15 protein-coding genes are annotated in these 16,123 nt (G+C 72.6%); 8 read left to right on the top strand and 7 right to left on the bottom strand.

Annotated features, from left to right (window positions below; all coding sequences use genetic code 11):
• Positions 1–36: 36 nt before the first annotated feature.
• From ACZ6RT_RS06120 to ACZ6RT_RS06135, 4 genes are all read right to left on the bottom strand, one after another.
• Positions 37–2,529 carry a DEAD/DEAH box helicase gene (locus tag ACZ6RT_RS06120; RefSeq protein WP_399194163.1) on the bottom strand — a complete coding sequence of 831 codons (2,493 nt, stop codon included), beginning with the start codon at positions 2,527–2,529 and terminating at the stop codon, positions 37–39.
• Between the two features lie 120 nt (positions 2,530–2,649).
• Positions 2,650–3,216 (bottom strand): hypothetical protein, encoded by a 567-nt coding sequence (locus tag ACZ6RT_RS06125; protein ID WP_399194161.1) that lies wholly within the window; start codon positions 3,214–3,216, stop codon positions 2,650–2,652.
• Positions 3,206–3,433: a hypothetical protein gene (locus ACZ6RT_RS06130; RefSeq protein ID WP_470152416.1), complete on the bottom strand. Its 228-nt coding sequence runs from the start codon at positions 3,431–3,433 to the stop codon at positions 3,206–3,208. The genes ACZ6RT_RS06125 and ACZ6RT_RS06130 overlap by 11 nt, the downstream gene beginning before the upstream one ends.
• A 32-nt stretch (positions 3,434–3,465) precedes the next feature.
• Positions 3,466–4,692 (bottom strand): acyltransferase family protein, encoded by a 1,227-nt coding sequence (locus ACZ6RT_RS06135; protein ID WP_470152417.1) that lies wholly within the window; start codon positions 4,690–4,692, stop codon positions 3,466–3,468.
• A gap of 305 nt (positions 4,693–4,997) precedes the next feature.
• Between ACZ6RT_RS06135 and ACZ6RT_RS06140 the strand changes: the two genes are divergently transcribed.
• From ACZ6RT_RS06140 to rbsK, 3 genes are all read left to right on the top strand, one after another.
• Positions 4,998–6,248 (top strand): sensor histidine kinase, encoded by a 1,251-nt coding sequence (locus tag ACZ6RT_RS06140; protein WP_399194155.1) that lies wholly within the window; start codon positions 4,998–5,000, stop codon positions 6,246–6,248.
• Positions 6,239–6,886: a response regulator transcription factor gene (locus tag ACZ6RT_RS06145; RefSeq protein WP_399194153.1), complete on the top strand. Its 648-nt coding sequence runs from the start codon at positions 6,239–6,241 to the stop codon at positions 6,884–6,886. The genes ACZ6RT_RS06140 and ACZ6RT_RS06145 overlap by 10 nt, the downstream gene beginning before the upstream one ends.
• Positions 6,887–7,108: 222 nt before the next feature.
• Entirely contained in the window at positions 7,109–8,005 is an 897-nt protein-coding gene (gene rbsK / locus ACZ6RT_RS06150) for a ribokinase (protein ID WP_344900192.1), read from the top strand.
• A gap of 24 nt (positions 8,006–8,029) precedes the next feature.
• Here the strand turns inward: rbsK and ACZ6RT_RS06155 are convergent, their stop codons facing one another.
• Together ACZ6RT_RS06155 and ACZ6RT_RS06160 are read right to left on the bottom strand one after the other, a co-directional pair.
• On the bottom strand, positions 8,030–8,179 hold the full coding sequence (locus tag ACZ6RT_RS06155; protein ID WP_399194151.1) for a hypothetical protein: 150 nt from the start codon (positions 8,177–8,179) through the stop codon (positions 8,030–8,032).
• 145 nt (positions 8,180–8,324) lie between these two features.
• Complete coding sequence (locus tag ACZ6RT_RS06160) at positions 8,325–8,726, bottom strand: heme-binding protein (protein WP_399194149.1); 402 nt, start codon at positions 8,724–8,726, stop codon at positions 8,325–8,327.
• Positions 8,727–9,118: 392 nt separating this feature from the next.
• On the opposite strand from ACZ6RT_RS06160, the gene ACZ6RT_RS06165 reads away from it, so the two are divergent.
• Both ACZ6RT_RS06165 and ACZ6RT_RS06170 read left to right on the top strand, forming a co-directional pair.
• Complete coding sequence (locus tag ACZ6RT_RS06165) at positions 9,119–10,054, top strand: class I SAM-dependent methyltransferase (protein ID WP_470152418.1); 936 nt, start codon at positions 9,119–9,121, stop codon at positions 10,052–10,054.
• A 189-nt stretch (positions 10,055–10,243) separates the two neighbouring features.
• Complete coding sequence (locus ACZ6RT_RS06170) at positions 10,244–11,245, top strand: phosphotransferase enzyme family protein (protein WP_399194145.1); 1,002 nt, start codon at positions 10,244–10,246, stop codon at positions 11,243–11,245.
• 96 nt (positions 11,246–11,341) lie between these two features.
• Here ACZ6RT_RS06170 and ACZ6RT_RS06175 read toward each other — a convergent pair whose 3' ends face one another.
• Positions 11,342–13,177, bottom strand: a complete 1,836-nt coding sequence (locus ACZ6RT_RS06175) for a tetratricopeptide repeat protein (RefSeq protein ID WP_470152419.1) — start codon at positions 13,175–13,177, stop codon at positions 11,342–11,344.
• Between the two features lie 551 nt (positions 13,178–13,728).
• Here ACZ6RT_RS06175 and ACZ6RT_RS06180 point away from each other — a divergent pair.
• The 3 genes from ACZ6RT_RS06180 to ACZ6RT_RS06190 all read left to right on the top strand — a co-directional run bounded on the left by ACZ6RT_RS06180 (position 13,729) and on the right by ACZ6RT_RS06190 (position 16,123).
• Positions 13,729–14,661: a Ppx/GppA family phosphatase gene (locus ACZ6RT_RS06180; protein ID WP_399194141.1), complete on the top strand. Its 933-nt coding sequence runs from the start codon at positions 13,729–13,731 to the stop codon at positions 14,659–14,661.
• Positions 14,662–14,698: 37 nt separating this feature from the next.
• Entirely contained in the window at positions 14,699–15,517 is an 819-nt protein-coding gene (locus ACZ6RT_RS06185; RefSeq protein ID WP_399194140.1) for a DUF1206 domain-containing protein, read from the top strand.
• Positions 15,518–15,682: 165 nt separating this feature from the next.
• On the top strand, positions 15,683–16,123 hold the full coding sequence (locus ACZ6RT_RS06190) for an ATP-binding protein (protein ID WP_399194138.1): 441 nt from the start codon (positions 15,683–15,685) through the stop codon (positions 16,121–16,123).

The raw sequence follows: 16,123 nt of genomic DNA on the forward strand, positions 1-16,123 counted from the left end.
AGCCCAGGTGATCGCACAGGTGCTCCCGGGGCGGTCTCAGAGGCGGTTCAGGCCGATGACGTGGACCACCGCGCGGCCCTCCTCGTCGGAGGCGGCCAGGTCGACCTGGGCGTCGATGCCCCAGTCGCCGTCGCCCGCCGGATCGGCGACGACCTGGCGGACCCGCCAGAACTCCTTCTCCTCCTCGATGCGCAGCAGGCCGGGACCGCGGGCGTCCGGGCCGGTGCCGATCTCCTCGTGGTCGTCGTAGTAGGCGTCGAGCGCGGCGCCCCAGTCGACGTCGGGGGCCAGCCGCTCCAGCTCCTGCTCGTCCTCCACGGCGGCCAGCTCGATCAGGCGGAACATCGCGTTGCGCACCAGCACCCGGAACGCGCGGGTGTTGGCGGTGACCGGCTTGGTGGTCTCCTCCAGGGAGGGCGCCTCCAGCTCACCGGTCGGGTTCTGCAGCTGCTCCCACTCGTCCAGCAGGCTGGAGTCGACCTGGCGGACCAGCTCGCCGAGCCATTCGATGAGGTCGACCAGGTCCTCGGTCTTGAGGTGCTCGGGGATGGTCCGCGACAGGGTGCGGTAGGCGTCGGCGAGGTAGCGCAGGACGGTGCCCTCGGAGCGGGTCAGCTCGTAGAACTGCACGTAGTCGGCGAAGGTCATCGCCCGCTCGTACATGTCGCGCACGACGCTCTTGGGGCTGACGGTGTAGTCGCCCACCCAGGGGTGGCCGCGCCGGTAGGTCTCGTACGCGCCCAGCAGCAGGTCGGCCAGGGGCATCGGGTAGGTGACGTCGGCCAGGAGCTCCATCCGCTCCTCGTACTCGACGCCGTCGGCCTTCATCTGCGCGACCGCCTCGCCGCGGGCCTTGTTGAGCTGCGCGGACAGGATCTGGCGGGGGTCGTCGAGGATGGACTCGATGATCGAGACCATGTCCAGGGCGTAGTTCGGCGACTCCATGTCGAGCAGTTCGAGGGTGGCCAGCGCGAAGGTCGACAGCGCCTGGTTCAGCGCGAAGTCCTCCTGCAGGTCCACGGTCAGGCGGGCCATCCGGCCCTGGTCGTCGGGCTCGGAGAGCGTCTCCACCACGCCCCCGGCCAGCAGCGACCGGTAGATCGCGATGGCCTGGGAGATGTGCCGCCGCTGCCACTTGCGGTCCTCGTGGTTGTCGGTCAGCAGGTGGCGCATGGCCGCGTAGCAGTCGCCGGGACGGTTGATCACCGCGAGCAGCATGGCGTTGCTGACCTTGAAGCGGGAGTTCAGCGGCTCCGGCTCGGCGGTCTGCAGCTTCTCGAAGGTCTCCTCGCTCCAGCCGACGAAGCCCTCCGGCGGCTTCTTGCGGGCGAACCCGCGCCGCCTCTTGGGGTCGTCGCCGATCTTGGCCAGTGCCTTCTCGTTCTCGACCACGTGGTCGGGGGCCTGGCAGACGACGTAGCCGATGGTGTCGAACCCGGCCCGCCCGGCCCGCCCGGCGATCTGGTGGAACTCGCGGGCGCGCAGCCGGCGCACCCTGTTGCCGTCGTACTTCGACAGGGCGGTGAACAGCACGGTCCTGATCGGGACGTTCACGCCGACGCCGAGCGTGTCGGTGCCGCAGATGACCTTCAGCAGGCCGGCCTGGGCCAGGCGCTCCACCAGCCGGCGGTACTTGGGGAGCATCCCCGCGTGGTGCACGCCGATGCCGTGCCGCACCAGGCGGGAGAGCGCCTGGCCGAACTTCGTGGTGAACCGGAAGTGGCCGATCATGGAGGCGATCGCCTCCTTCTCGGTCTTGCTGGACATGTTGATGCTCATCAGCGCCTGGGCCCGCTCCATGGCCGAGGCCTGGGTGAAGTGGACGACGTAGACCGGGTACTGGTTGGTGGTGAGCATCTCCTCCAGCGTCTCGTGCAGCGGGGTCATCCGGTACGAGTAGACCAGCGGGACCGGGCGCTCGGCGTTCTTGACCACCGCGGTGGGCCTGCCGGTGCGCCGGGTGAGGTCCTCCTCGAACCGGGTGACGTCCCCCAGGGTCGCCGACATCAAGATGAACTGGACGTTCGGCAGCTCCAGCAGCGGCACCTGCCAGGCCCAGCCCCGGTCGGGCTCGGAGTAGAAGTGGAACTCGTCCATCACGACCTGGCCGATGTCGGCCTGGGCGCCGTCGCGGAGGGCGACGTTGGCGAGGATCTCCGCGGTGCAGCAGATGATCGGCGCCCCCGGGTTCACGCTGGCGTCGCCGGTCATCATCCCGACGTTCTCGGTGCCGAACACCGCGCACAGGTCGAAGAACTTCTCCGACACCAGCGCCTTGATCGGGGCGGTGTAGAAGGTGCGCACGTCCCGGGTCAGCGCGGTGAAGTGGGCTCCGGCGGCGACCAGGCTCTTGCCCGAACCGGTCGGGGTGGCCAGGATCAGGTTGTTCCCCGAGACCACCTCGATCAGAGCCTCCTCCTGCGCCGGGTAGAGGGTCAGCCCCCGCTCGGAGTTCCACTCGACGAACGCGTCGAAGATGGTGTCGGGGTCGGCGTCGATCTCTTCTGGCAGGCGGTCTACAAGGCTCACGGTCCAATACTGCCGAAGAACTCGCGGTGGTCGGACCGGTGAGGGCGCTGGATCACGCCGCGTTCGCCGGAAAATGCACGCCATTGCGGGATTATGGCTGGTTTTTTGTAAAGCCGGGAGTCAGGACGAGGGCGGCTCCTGGAGCGCGGGGACGCCGGTGTCGCGCTTCAGGTAGGTGTAGGGGAAGCCCGAGCCGATCACCTCCCAGCCTTCGGCGCGCAGCCGCCGCACCCGGCTCGGCGACATCGTCACCCTCGTGTGCTCCCACTGCGTACCGGACCGGACGACGCGGTGGTAGGTGGCGCCGAACTCCACGCTGTGCCACCCGTACCGGCCGGCCAGGGCGAGCTCGCGCATCTCGTCGAAGGTGGTGGTCGGGCCCAGGACGCGCTCGTGCGGGTCCAGCCCGGTGGCGCTGGGGGCCAGGGGCGGCGCGAACCGCTTCTGCGCCGCCTGCTTCGTCATCCCGAGCGTGGCACCGATGCTCTGCCAGGTGACCCCGGCGGAACGGGCCGAGGCGACGGTCGTGCGCAGCAGCGTGGCCGCCTCCTCCTGCAGCGTGGCGGCGCCGGCGACCAGCCGCAGGAAGTCCTCGGTGCCGTACGGGTCCTCGACGGCGGCGTTCTCCATCAGGATCCGGGTCAGGGCCTCGTGGACCGCGTCGGAACCGGCCCGGTCAGTGGTCATCGCCGGCCCGTTCCGGGAGGGTGCTGGAGGGCCGCCACCCGCCCCGCTGCCTGTACAGGAGCCGGGTGCCGAAGTAGACGAGGGCGAGGATCGCGACGAGGGCGACGATCTCCAGCCAGCGCGGGGGATCGAACAGGACGAGCGGCAGGCCGATGAACGGCGGGATCATCAGCAACGTGTAGCCGAGGGTCCACTTTCGCTGGACGTGTGAGGTCATGCGTCAACCATAGGTTGACGCGACCGGTATCGTCAACCAATGGTTGACGAGTGGGCGGTGCGGGTGAGCGAACCGGTCAGCGCCAGGCCCGCCACGAGCGCGCCCGCGCCGGCCAGCGGCGCCACTCCCGGGACGAAACCGGTCACGGTGAACGTGAGCAGCCCCACCCCCACCAGGACGGTGGCCGTCGCGGCCCGGACCGCCCCACCGGTGAACGGACGGCCCGCCGGGGGCGTCTCGAACCGGCCGAAGCCCCGCAGCAGCGGCCACATCGCCAGCGCGAGCAGGAGCAGCCAGTGCGGCCAGCCCGACAGCCAGGCCGAGGTGCCCGGCGCCGGCGTCGAGATCCCCAGCCCCACCACGACCACCGAGACGATGACGAACAGCGCGCTCATGTGCCACAGGTAGAGGGTCATCATCCGCTCCGAGGCCCAGCCCAGCGCCCGTGACACCCCGGGCCAGCGCGCGAAGGAGACGATCCACCGGCGCAGGGCCAGCGCCAGCCCGATCTGGCCGACGCCCACCGCGAGCAGCGCGACCGTGGGCGGGGCCATGTTGGAGACCGCCCCCGGCATCCCGATCATGCTCCCCGGGTAGGGGCCGAAGGCCACCAGCGCCGCCGCCGTGCCGTAGCCGCCCAGGGCCATCGCCCAGGGACGGGTCAGCCTGCCGTCGGCGTACAGGAAACCGAGCTGGTACACCGCGAGCCAGACCAGCACCGTGTTGGGCAGGCCGGCCACCTCCAGGCCGCCGGCGAAGCGCAGCACGTCCACCGCCACGGCCGCCCCCGCCAGCACCGCGGGCACCCGCCAGCCGTACACCGCGTTCAGCCGGAGCATCGGCGTGGTCGCCGCCACCGCGACCAGATAGATCACCAGGAACCACAGGAGCTGCCCGGCCAGCCGCGAGGCGGTCTCGACCGGCTGCGCCGGCATGCCGAGCGCTGTCAGCAGGTGCGGCAGGGGGACCCAGACCATCGCCAAAGGCAGCACCGGCCAGGCCAGCCTGCGCACGCGGGCCGCCAGCCACGCCGCGGGCGTGTCACCGCGCCGCTCCGCGCTCCGCCGGCTGATCGCCCCGGCCGCGCCGCCCGCGAAGAAGACCAGCGGCATCACCTGGCTGATCCAGGTGATCATCCACGCGTTCCCCGTGGCCAGCGCGTTCCCGGTGACGATGCGGCCCTCGTCGAAGGACAGCAGCGGCATGCTCCAGTGCTGGAGCACCACCAGCGCCATGCCGAACACCCGGAGCACGTCCACGAAGGGGTCACGAGCGGCGGCGGACCGCGCCGGGCGGGGCGCCGGTACGAGCGGCGGCGCGGTCACCGGTGCGGTCGCCGGCCGGATTGCCGGGTGGGGGATCACGGCGGTCACGGGCTCTCGATTCTCCAAGGGGGCGGGTGAGGCGATGAGAGAAGCCTCCTCGCCCGGCCCCGGCGGCGCATTGACGCACGCGGCACTCTTGCGGAGCGAACGCACCACCGGCGGAGGTAGTGCTGGCCCCACCCCGCCAGGCGGGTCCGCCGGGTCGATGCCCGTGACCTGCTCCCCTTAGCGTTGGCGTCATGAGACCCCTGCTGCGCCGCATCGGTACCGACACCCGGTACCTGGTCGTGGGCTTCCCCCTGTCGATCATCTGGTTCGTTCTGATGGTGGCGGGCTTCGCCGTGGGGGCGGCGACGTCCGCCGTGTTCGTGGGCCTGCCGATCCTCGCGACGACCCTGCTGGCCGCCCGCGGTTTCGCCGACGTCGAGCGGCGCTGGCTGCCCGAGGTGCTCGGCCGGCCGGTCGCGCGGCCGAGGTACCGGCCCTCCCCGCCGGAGGCCGGCTGGTTCCGCAGGATGATCAACCCGTTCACCAACGGCCAGTCGTGGCTGGACCTGCTCTACGGCATCGTGGCCTTCCCGATCTCCATCATCACCTTCGTGCTGGCGGTGGTCTGGTGGGCCGGGTCGATCGCCGGTCTCACCTACCCGCTCTACGGATGGATCGTCAACGCCATCCCCGGCAACACCGGCGGGCTCGGCATGCTGCTGGGCCTGGGCCCGGAGCTGTGGATCGACGTCCTCGTCAACACCACCATCGGGATCCTGTTCGCACTCACCCTCCCGATGATCGTGCGGGGTGCCGCGCTGGTGCAGGCCGGGCTCGGCAGGGCCATGCTGACCGGCGTGGCCGAGCTGCACGAGCGCATCGACGACCTGGCCGAGGGCCGGGCCGCCGCGGTCTCGGCCGAGGCCAACGCGCTGCGCCGGCTGGAGCGCGACATCCACGACGGCCCCCAGCAGCGCCTGGTCTCCCTGGCGATGGACCTGTCACGGGCACAGCGCCAGCTCAAGCGCGACCCCGAGGCCGTCGGCCGGATGCTCGACCAGGCCATCACCTCCACCCGCGAGACCCTGGACGAGCTGCGCGCCCTCTCGCGCGGGATCGCCCCGCCCATCCTCAGCGACCGCGGCCTGGCCCCGGCGCTGGCCGCGCTCGCCGGGCGCTGCACCGTCCCGGTCGAGCTGGACCTGCAGATCACGGAGCGCTTCCCCGCCGCCGTGGAGAACACCGTCTACTTCGTCGTCGCCGAGTCCCTCACCAACGTGGCCAAGCACAGCCGCGCCACGATCTGCACGGTCTCGCTGAGCAGGACGGGGGACTTCCTGATGCTCACGATCGGGGATGATGGGGTGGGCGGCGCACACGTCGCCAAGGGGCATGGCCTGTCCGGTCTCGGCGACCGCCTGAGGGCGGTGGACGGCGAGCTGGCGGTCGACTCACCCGTCGGCGGGCCGACGGTCATAGTGGCGGAGGTTCCGTGCGGGTAGTGGTGGCCGATGACGCGGTGCTCATCAGGGAGGGGCTGATCAGGCTTCTGGAGGAGTTCGGCTGCCAGGTGGTCGCCGCGGTGGGGGACGGGGACGGGCTGGTGGACGCCGTCGCCGAGCACAGGCCCGACGTCTCCGTGGTGGACGTGCGGATGCCGCCCGGCTTCACCGACGAGGGCCTCCGGGCCGCGGTGGAGGCGCGCCGCAGGGTCCCGGGCACCCCGGTGCTGATCCTGTCGCAGTACGTGGAGGTCTCCTACGCCGACGACCTGCTCGCCGACGCCAGGGGCGCGGTGGGCTACCTGCTCAAGGACCGCGTCGTGGACGTGGACGACTTCATGGGGGGCCTGCGCACGGTCGCGGCCGGCGGGACGGTCTTCGACCCCCAGGTGGTGGCCCAGCTGATGGTACGGCGCCGCCGTGACGACCCCCTGGCCCTGCTCACCCCGCGGGAGCGCGAGGTGCTCGGCCTGATGGCCGAGGGCAGGTCCAACCCCGCCATCGGCCGCCAGCTCGTGGTCAGCGACGGCGCCGTGGAGAAGCACGTCCGCAGCATCTTCGCCAAGCTCGGCCTGTACGCCGAGGACGGCGACCAGCACCGCAGGGTCCTCGCGGTCCTGACCTACCTGCGCTCCTGACCGGGAGACCGGAGGACCGCGACGCGGCGAGGCCGGTGACGCGGTGACACGACGATGCGGCAATGCGGCGATGCGGCGACACGACGACGCTGTGACGCGGTGAGGCCGCGGCGCGGTGACGCGGTGAGGGCGGGCGGAGGTGCCGGGCGGGCCACCTGTAGGCTCGGTCGTCGGTACGGGGCCGGGCCCCGGCCGTGCGGCGGCCCTGGTGGTGGAGGAACAATGATCTCGGTCTTCGGCAGCGCCAACATGGACCTGGTGGCCTACGTCGACGTGGCCCCCGCGCTCGGCGAGACCGTGACCGGCCGGGCCTTCGCCACGGTTCCCGGCGGCAAGGGCGCCAACCAGGCCATCGCCGCGGCGCGGGCGGGCGCCCGGGTGGCCTTCCTCGGCGCCGTGGGCGACGACGACTTCGGCGCCGAGATGCGGCGGACGCTCGCCGCGGCCGGGGTCGACGTGAGCGAGCTGCGCACGGTCCCGGGCCCCTCGGGCATCGCCCAGATCGTGGTGGACGGCGACGGGGGCAACTCGATCATCGTGGTGCCCGGTGCCAACGGGACCGTGACCTCCCCCTCACCGGCCGAGATCGAGGTCATCTCCCGCTCCGACGTGCTCCTGCTCCAGCTGGAGCTCCCCATCGAGGCGGTCACCGCCGCGGCCCGCGCCGCCCGCGCGGCCGGGACCACCGTGGTCCTCACCCCCGCGCCGGTCCAGCCGCTCCCCGCCGAGCTGCTGGAGGCCGTGGACGTCCTGGTGGCCAACGAGCACGAGGCCGCGGCGATCACCGGCCAGGCCGACCACGAGCGGGCCCTGGAGGAGCTGCGGGGCACGGTCGGCTGGGTCATCGTCACCCTGGGGTCGCGCGGCGCGCTCACCGCCTCGGGGGACGGTCCCGTCGTGCACGTGGAGGCGCCCCGGGTGCCCGCGGTGGACACCACGGCCGCGGGCGACACCTTCGTGGGCGCCCTCGCCGCGGCCCGGGTCGAGCGGCAGCCCCCTGACCGGGCCGTCCGCTTCGCCACCGCGGCGGCGGGCCTGTCCGTGCAGCGCGCCGGCGCCAGCACCTCGATGCCCACCCGCGCCGAGATCGACCACGCCCTCTCCGGGACGGACGCCTGAACCGGCGCGTCGGTACGGGTCCGCTCAGCTCCCCCCGCCCAGGAGCGAGGTCTCCGAGAGCGTGAGCAGGAAGGCGCCTGCCGCGAGCAGCGCGATCGGCCACGACCGGCTGATGGCGGACCAGATCGCGGAGGCCAGGAAACAGACCAGGGCGAGCAGTACGAGAGCTTCCATGAGAATCCTCCAGAGTGTCCGCCCGCGGACGATCATCGTCCGGGGCAGGCGTTCACTGCCCCGCGATCATCGGAGATAACGCGAAAGCTCTCGGTTCATCAGAAACCTGTCGCCGACGGCTATGGACATTAACGGACATACCGTGTTATGTCCCCTCGCAGAGTGCGGCGGCGGCCTCGGCGCAGGCCACGTCCTGGGGGATGCTCCCCCCGCTGACGCCGATCGCGCCGCGCACCCCGCCGTCCCCGCGGGCACCGGTGAGCGGCACGCCGCCGCCGAGGCAGACGTAGCCGTCGCCCGCCAGGCCGTACAGCTCGCCTCCCGGCGCCACCAGCGGCGCCAGCTCGGCGGTGGGCATATGATGGGCCACCGCCGTGTACGCCTTGCCGGCCGCCAGGGCCGGGCCGGCGATGCGCGCGCCGTCCATCCGCTGGAACGCGACCAGATGCCCGCCCGCGTCCACCACCGCCACCGAGATGAGCGCCCCCTCCCGCGCGGCCTGCCTCACCGCGGCCTCACACATGCGCAACGCGAGTTCCAGGTTCACCGAGCTCCTCATCGTCTCGAAGACCTCCGGCGTGTACGGCCGGATACGGCGCGCCGCCGGTCGGGTGATGGAAAACGTCATAACGATCCGACGCCCGCGCGGGCCCCCCGGAGGACCGGCGCCGCCCGCGGTCTTCGCGAGAAGGCGTCCCGGGCAGGAGGACGCGAAAGGGGCGGGACGGGTGGTGCGCCGGGTGCGCGACGGTGCCGTGGGACCGGTTACCGTACTGCTTCCCGTACCGCGACAGGGCCGCCGCGGAAGGGCGGAGGAGAGGGCGACGGCGACGGGCGACATTCCGATGACGGTCACCTGGGGTGACGAAGGTGTCGCTCACGGATATGATCACCTGGCCGGTGGGAGCCGCCGGACACCGTTCCGACGAGGGAGGGGCCATGCACCGCCACAACCGCTCCAGCATCCTCCACCAGATCAGGTACGCCATCGGTCATCCCGGGCGGATCCCCCGCCACCTGCGCCGATGGACCAGGAACGCGTGGCTGCGGCTGAGGAACCGCGACCACGTCTCCTACTACCGGGCCGTCATGAGATCCGACGCGGCGCGCGACCCGTACGCGGCCGTGGGCAGCGCGTCCCACCGTCGCTGGACCGCGCTGGGGAAGATGCAGTTCGACTACCTGGTCCGGCACGGCCTCAGGCCCGAGCACCGCGTGCTGGAGATCGGCTGCGGCAACCTGCGGGCCGGGCGGCTGCTCATCGGCTACCTCGACGCCGGAAACTACCACGGGATCGACATCTCCCCGGACATCCTGATCGCCGCCCAGGACACCCTGGCCCGCTACCGGCTGCGGGACAGGTTCCCGCACCTGATGCCGGTCAGGGACCTGCGCTTCACCGCGCTGCCCGACGGGGCCTTCGACGTCGTGCACGCCCACAGCGTCTTCTCGCACTCCCCGATCCAGGTGATCGAGGAGTGCTTCCGGAACGTCGGCCGGATCATGAAGCCGGGCGGCTGGTTCGACTTCACCTTCGACCGGACCGAGGGCGAGGAGCACCAGGTGCTGGGGGAGGACTTCTACTACCGCACCGAGACCCTGGTCGACCTGGCCGCCCGGTGCGGGCTCCGGGCGACCTTCATGGAGGACTGGGAGCGGCTCCCGCACCGGCAGTCCAAGATCCGCATCACGGTGCCCGGCGCCGTCACGGAGAGCGCGGAGACGGCGGAGGTCGCGGAGGCCGTGGAGGCGGCGGAGATCGCGGACACCGCGGAGACCGCGGACGCCGAGGAGCACCCTTCGCGGGAGGGCTCCGTGCGCGACGGTGACCGGCCGGAGGAGGACGTACCGGATCGTCTCCGGACCCGGGCGTAGCGCCGGACCCGGGCGTAGCACCGGACCAGGGCGCGGCGCCGGACCTCGGCGGGGCCCGGAGCCGGGCGGGCGGCGCGAGGACCCCCCGGACAGGATCCGAGACCCCTCGGATAGGATCCGACGCCGGGCCGGCCCCCGGCCCGACGCCGGCCCGGTGCCGGCCCTGGACCGACCCCCGGGGAGAGACCCATGCGCGCCCACGACCTGTCGGCCGGGGGGGACGTGCTGGACCGCGTCCACGACGTGGCCCGCGCGGCGACGAGGGCGTACGGCCTGCCCGGCGCCGAGGTCACCCTGGTCAACGTGTCGGAGAACGCCACCTACCGGGTGGACGACCCCGACACCGGGCTGCGGTCCGTCCTGCGGGTGCACCGGCTGGGCTACCACACCACGCCGGAGATCCTGTCGGAGCTGGCCTGGCTGGAGGCGCTGCGCGAGGAGGCCGGTGTCCGCACGCCCCGGGTGATCCCGGCCCCCGGCGGCTCCCGGGTGCTGACCGTCCCGGGCGCCGAACCGCGCGACTGCGTGATGTTCGAGTTCCTGCCCGGCACCGAGCCGTCCGGCGAGCGCCCGGTGCCCGGCTTCGAACGGCTGGGCGCCCTCACCGCGCGCATGCACCGGCACGCGCGCGGCTGGTCCCGGCCGGCCGGTTTCACCCGCTTCCACTGGGACCACGAGGCCGCCCTCGGTGCGGGGTCACGCTGGGGCCGCTGGCAGGACGGCCCGGGGATGGACGCCGAGGCGCGCACCCTGCTGGGACGGCTGGACGCGGAGCTGCGGACGCGGCTGCACCGCTTCGGCCGCGGGCCGGAACGCTACGGCCTGATCCACGCCGACCTGCGCTCGGCCAACCTGCTCGTGGCCGGCGACGGGCCCCCGGCCGTCATCGACTTCGACGACTGCGGCTTCGGCTGGTACCTGTACGACCTGGCCGCGGCGGTCAGCTTCGTCGAGCACCGTCCCGAGGTCCCCGACCTGCTCGACGCCTGGGTGCGGGGCTACCGGACCGTGCTGGACCTGCCGGCCGGGGACGCGGCCGAGATCTGGACGTTCGTGATGTTCCGCAGGCTGCTGCTGGTCGCCTGGATCGGTACCCACACCGGCGCGGAGATCGCCGCCGAGCTCGGCCCCGGCTACACCGAGGGCACCTGCGAGCTGGCCGAGCGCTACCTCTCCGGCGCGCTCGGCTGACCCCGTCCCGCCCGGTCCCGTCCGGAGCGAGGACCCGGATCGAAGGCCCGGAGCGGGGACCCGGACGAGGGACCCGGACCGGACGTCCCGTCCGGGTCAGGACTTCAGCTCGCGCCGGATGTCCTCGTCGTCGGGGGCCAGCTCCAGCGCCCGGGTCAGGTCGGCGACGGCCTCCTCGTCGCGTCCGGCGGCGCGCAGCGCCATCGCCCGGTTGAACAGCAGCGCGGGGTCGGGCCCGGACTCCAGGGCCCGGGTGAAGTCGGCGGCGGCGCCCTCGGGGTCGCCGGTCTCGAACGCCAGCAGCCCCCGGTTGGCCCAGGCGGCGGCGAGGCCGGGGGAGAGCTCCAGCGCGCGGTCGAAGGCCGCGCGCGCCGTGGCGTGCCGGCCCTCCGCGGTCTCCACCTGCCCCAGCGCGCACAGCAGGTACGGGTTGTCGGGGGCGATGGCCAGCCCGGCCTCGGCGTCCGCGCGGGCCCTGCCGTACTCGCCGAGACCGGCCAGCAGCCCCGCCCGGTTGGCGAGCCCGTCCACGAACGACGGGTCCAGCTCCAGCGCGTGGTCCAGGTCCTCGAGCGCGCCGCGGTGGTCGCCCGCGGAGAAGCGGATCTCGGCCCGGTTGTAGTAGGGCTCGGGGAAGGGCGGCCCGGCGCGCATCGCCGTCTCGTAGTCGGCGACCGCGGCGTCCATCCGGCCCAGCCGGTGCAGCAGGTTGCCCCGGTCGATGTAGTAGTCGGGGTAGCCGGGATCGGCCGCGATCACCGCGTCCAGGTCCGCCAGGGCCTCCTCGGGACGGTCCAGCATCACGGCGAGCTGGGCCCTGTTGGCCAGCAGCACCAGCCGGTGGATCGGGTGCTCGCCGGGGCGCAGGCCGCGATCGGCCAGGTCGACGGCCTCCTGCACCAGCTCCATGGCCTTGGCGGGACGGCCCCGCCGCGTCTCCACCAGCGCCCGGCCGTTGAGGTCGAACCCCAGCTTGAACGCCCGCTCGCGCGGATCGGGCAGCAGCGAGGAGATGGCGATCGCCTGGTTCACCATGGCCAGCGCCGCGCCGGTGTCGCGCCGCGCCGGGTCGTGGTGGCGCACCTTGAGCATCCCGGTGGCGTAGGCGGCCGCGGCGTGCACGGCGGGGGAGACGCTCTCCCTCCTGGCCAGGTCGAACAGGTCCTCGGCCTCGTCCTCGCGGCCCAGCGCGGCCAGCGCGGTCGCGGTGCTGTGCAGCAGCCGCCACCAGGTCGCCGGGTCGCCCTCGGGGTCGGCCAGGCGCAGGGCGCGCCGCCCGAGATCCGCCACGGCGTCGTGGCACCCGGCGTCCAGGCACCAGCGGACCGCGAACGCGAGCGCCTCCAGCGCCCTGGCCGGGTCCTCGCCCCGTTCCCGGTGGTACGGGATCGCCCCGAGCCGCGCGCCGACCGTCCCGAGCCGTTCCAGCTCGTCGGCGCGGGCGTCGTGCCCGGACGGGGTGAGCGTCTCCGGCGGCGTGCCCTCCTCGCGGGTCACCACGGTCAGCAGCTCCGCGGGCACGCGGCGGCGCAGCACCGCCAGGAGTTCCAGGTCGGTGGGGTCGGCCAGGGCGAGGTTCTCCACGACGAGCGTCCGCGGCCCGGTCGCGGCCAGGCGCTCGCGGACGAACTCGGCCAGCCCGTTGGACAGGCGCAGCGTGCGCCGCGGGGCGTGCACCAGGATCCGCTCCGCCTCGGGCAGGCCCGCGGCCACCGAGCGGCGTCGTACGGGGATGCGGTCGTGCAGGTCGGGGGCGACGGCGCGCAGCTCGATGTCGTAGCGGGAGACCAGGTCCGGCGGGGCGCCGGGCAGCAGCGCGGCGACGAGCGCGCTTCCGGCGGTGTAGGGCCCGAGCAGGTGCCGGCCGGCGTCCACCGTGGGAAGCGGCGGGGCGGGGCGGGGGTCTCCTGGCGGGTGCGGTTCCCGGCTCACCGGGCTCCTTCGCGTCGGTTCAGGGGTTCTCCGATGGTATCGGGAACACCGTGTTCGGTGGGCCGGCGTCCAGCGTGGGACGCCGGTTCTGCGATCAGATCTCAGCCGACGTGCTTGGGACTCGCGTTTCCGCTGAGGGCGACGGTGCCGGGCTTGTGAATGATGACGCGTTTCATGAGAACCTCCCCGTTAATAGCGACAAATGGCAAGTATTTGCAGAAAAGGGGCATCTTCACAAGATCTACTTCCTTTCGTGGCCGCATCAGGCCACCCCGCGGGTGGACGGCGGACCCGGTGACGGGCGAACGGGCCGCACGGTGACGAGCCGGACGCCGAGGGCGAACCGATCGGACGGTGACGAGCCTGGCGGTGACGGACGGACGGGCTGGACGACAGGACGGACGACGACGGGCGAACCGGCCGGGCGACGACGGGCGTACGACGGGCCGGTCGCGGGCGGGACGACGGGGCGGCGGCGGGTGAGCGGTGCGCCGCGCGCCCGTCCGCGGACCCCGGGTGGAGGAGCGGGCACGGGGTAGTAACTTCATCCCATGCGACTGGGCGTTCTCGACATCGGTTCCAACACGGTCCATCTCCTGGTGATGGACGCGCATCGGGGGGCTCGGCCGCTGCCCGCCTACTCCCACAAGGTGGACCTGCGGCTCTCCGAGCACATGGAGGACGGCGACCGCCTCTCCGTCCGGGGGGCCACGCGCCTGCGGGAGTTCGTCGAGGAGGCGCTCCGGATCGCCGAGGACAAGGGCGTGGAGGACCTCATGGCCTTCGCCACGTCCGCGGTCAGGGAGTCGGTCAACGGCGAGGAGGTCATCGCCGGGATCAAGGACGGCACGGGCGTCGACATCGAGGTGCTGTCCGGCCAGGACGAGGCGAGGCTGACGTTCCTGGCGGTGCGCCGCTGGTTCGGCTGGTCCTCCGGGCGCCTGCTGGTGCTCGACATCGGCGGCGGATCCCTGGAGATCGCCACGGGCCTCGACGAGCAGCCCGACGCCGCGGTCTCGCTCCCGCTGGGCGCCGGGCGCCTCACCCGCGACCACCTCACCGCCGACCCGCCGCCCGCCGACGAGCTCCGGGCGCTGCGCCGGCACGTACGGACCCAGATCGCCCGGACCGTGGGCGAGGTGTGCCGGTACGGCTCGGCCGACCACGCGGTGGCGACGTCCAAGACGTTCAGGCAGCTGGCCAGGATCGCCGGGGCCGCGCCCTCCAGCGAGGGGGAGCGGGTGCGCCGGGTGCTCAGGCACGCCGACCTGGTCGGCTGGGCCGACCGGCTGGCCAGGATGAAGACGCGCGAACGGGTCGGGCTGCCCGGGGTCTCGGAGGCGCGGGCACCGCAGCTGCCCGCCGGGGCGATCGTCGCCGACGCGGCGATGGACCTGTTCGGGGTGGAGGAGCTGGAGGTGTGCCCGTGGGCGCTGCGCGAGGGAGTGATCTTGCGCAGGCTGGACGCCATGCCCGAGAACTGAGGTTTACCAGGCGCCGAGCGGGTTAGAGCGCAGAGTTATGAACAGCCCTCAGGCTCAGGTGGAAGGGGCCGCTCGAAGAGCGGCCGACAGTCAGACGCTGGACAGGCTGGCACGGGTCGGAATGGCCTGCCGGGGTGTCCTCTACGGTCTGATCGGTTTCCTTGCGCTGCAGATCGCCTTCGGCGGGGGAAGCGGCGGCAAGGAGGCCGACAAGACCGGCGCCATCGAGATGGTGGCCGAGCAGCCGTTCGGCCAGGTGCTCCTCTGGCTCATGGTCGTCGGTTTCGTCGCCCTGACCCTCTGGCAGCTGTCCGAGGCGCTCATCGGCCGCGGCAGGACCAAGGACCGGGTGGAGTCGGCGGGACGCACCGCCGTCTACGCGCTGATCGTGGCCACGCTGCTCGGCATGGTGCTGCACAACGACCCGGGCGCCTCCATGGACGGTAAGTCCAAGGACGTCACCGGCGTGGTGATGGACCTTCCCGCCGGCCAGTTCCTGGTGGGGCTGATCGGGCTCGGCCTGATCGCGCTGGGCGCCTACTGGATCCACAAGGGCTGGAAGAAGAAGTTCCTCGAGGACCTGCGCACCGGCCAGATGTCGGCCCAGGCGCGCGGTCTCGCCGAGAAGCTCGGCATGGCCGGCTACATCGCCCGCGGTGTGATCGCCGCCGTCGCCGGTGTCTTCGTCGTCCAGGCCGCGGTCACCTACGACCCGGAGAAGACCAAGGGCATCGACGCGACGCTGCGCTCGCTGACCGAGACCCCGGCCGGTCCGTGGCTGCTCGGGCTCGTCGCGATCGGCCTGCTGCTGTTCGCGGTCTACTGTTTCTTCGAGGCTCGCTGGCACCGCATGTGACGGATGACGTCACGCGGTACGGCAGGTACGGACACGCAGGTGGGGGCCCTTCCGGCAAGCCCCACCTGCCTGTCCGGCAAGTGATCACATTCCTACTTTTCTGAGACATCTCCCCTGTCGACCTCCGCGTCTTCCCAGAAGCGAGAACGACACGGAGGGGGCGGCATGAACATGCCGGAGTACGACGGCGACGAATGGGTTCTCCGCCTCGCGGGGCTGCCGGAGCAGGTGGCCAGGGCCCGCCGCCTGGTCTCGGCCACTCTCGGGAGGGACCATCCCCTCCACGACGACTGCGTCCTGCTGACCAGCGAGATCGCCACCAACGCGGTCGTCCACTCCCGGTCCGCGGACGGCGGAACGTTCACCGTCACGGTGACCTGCTCGGTGACGGGTGTGCGGGTCTCGGTCCAGGACGAGGGCTCCGGCGAGGTGCCCTGCGCGTGCCGCGCCTCGTCCGACGCGACGGGGGGCCGCGGCCTTCCCCTGCTGGAGGCGCTGGCCCACCGCTGGGGGCTGGTCCGGGAGGCCGGCTCCAACGAGGTCTGGTTCGAGCTGGTCCTGGAGCCGGCCCGGATGCGCGCCGGCCGTCTGGCGGTGGCCGGGTGA

The sequence above is a fragment of the Streptosporangium sp. NPDC050148 genome (assembly GCF_055586505.1).

Excerpts from the sequence above, each read along its gene's own strand:
- ACZ6RT_RS06130 (WP_470152416.1), bottom strand. The coding sequence starts at position 3,433 with ATGACCTCACACGTCCAGCGAAAGTGGACCCTCGGCTACACGTTGCTG.
- ACZ6RT_RS06180 (WP_399194141.1), top strand. The coding sequence starts at position 13,729 with ATGCGACTGGGCGTTCTCGACATCGGTTCCAACACGGTCCATCTCCTG.
- ACZ6RT_RS06125 (WP_399194161.1), bottom strand. The coding sequence starts at position 3,216 with ATGACCACTGACCGGGCCGGTTCCGACGCGGTCCACGAGGCCCTGACC.
- ACZ6RT_RS06185 (WP_399194140.1), top strand. The coding sequence starts at position 14,699 with ATGAACAGCCCTCAGGCTCAGGTGGAAGGGGCCGCTCGAAGAGCGGCC.
- ACZ6RT_RS06170 (WP_399194145.1), top strand. The coding sequence starts at position 10,244 with ATGCGCGCCCACGACCTGTCGGCCGGGGGGGACGTGCTGGACCGCGTC.
- ACZ6RT_RS06165 (WP_470152418.1), top strand. The coding sequence starts at position 9,119 with ATGCACCGCCACAACCGCTCCAGCATCCTCCACCAGATCAGGTACGCC.
- rbsK (WP_344900192.1), top strand. The coding sequence starts at position 7,109 with ATGATCTCGGTCTTCGGCAGCGCCAACATGGACCTGGTGGCCTACGTC.
- ACZ6RT_RS06155 (WP_399194151.1), bottom strand. The coding sequence starts at position 8,179 with ATGGAAGCTCTCGTACTGCTCGCCCTGGTCTGTTTCCTGGCCTCCGCG.
- ACZ6RT_RS06190 (WP_399194138.1), top strand. The coding sequence starts at position 15,683 with ATGAACATGCCGGAGTACGACGGCGACGAATGGGTTCTCCGCCTCGCG.
- ACZ6RT_RS06140 (WP_399194155.1), top strand. The coding sequence starts at position 4,998 with ATGAGACCCCTGCTGCGCCGCATCGGTACCGACACCCGGTACCTGGTC.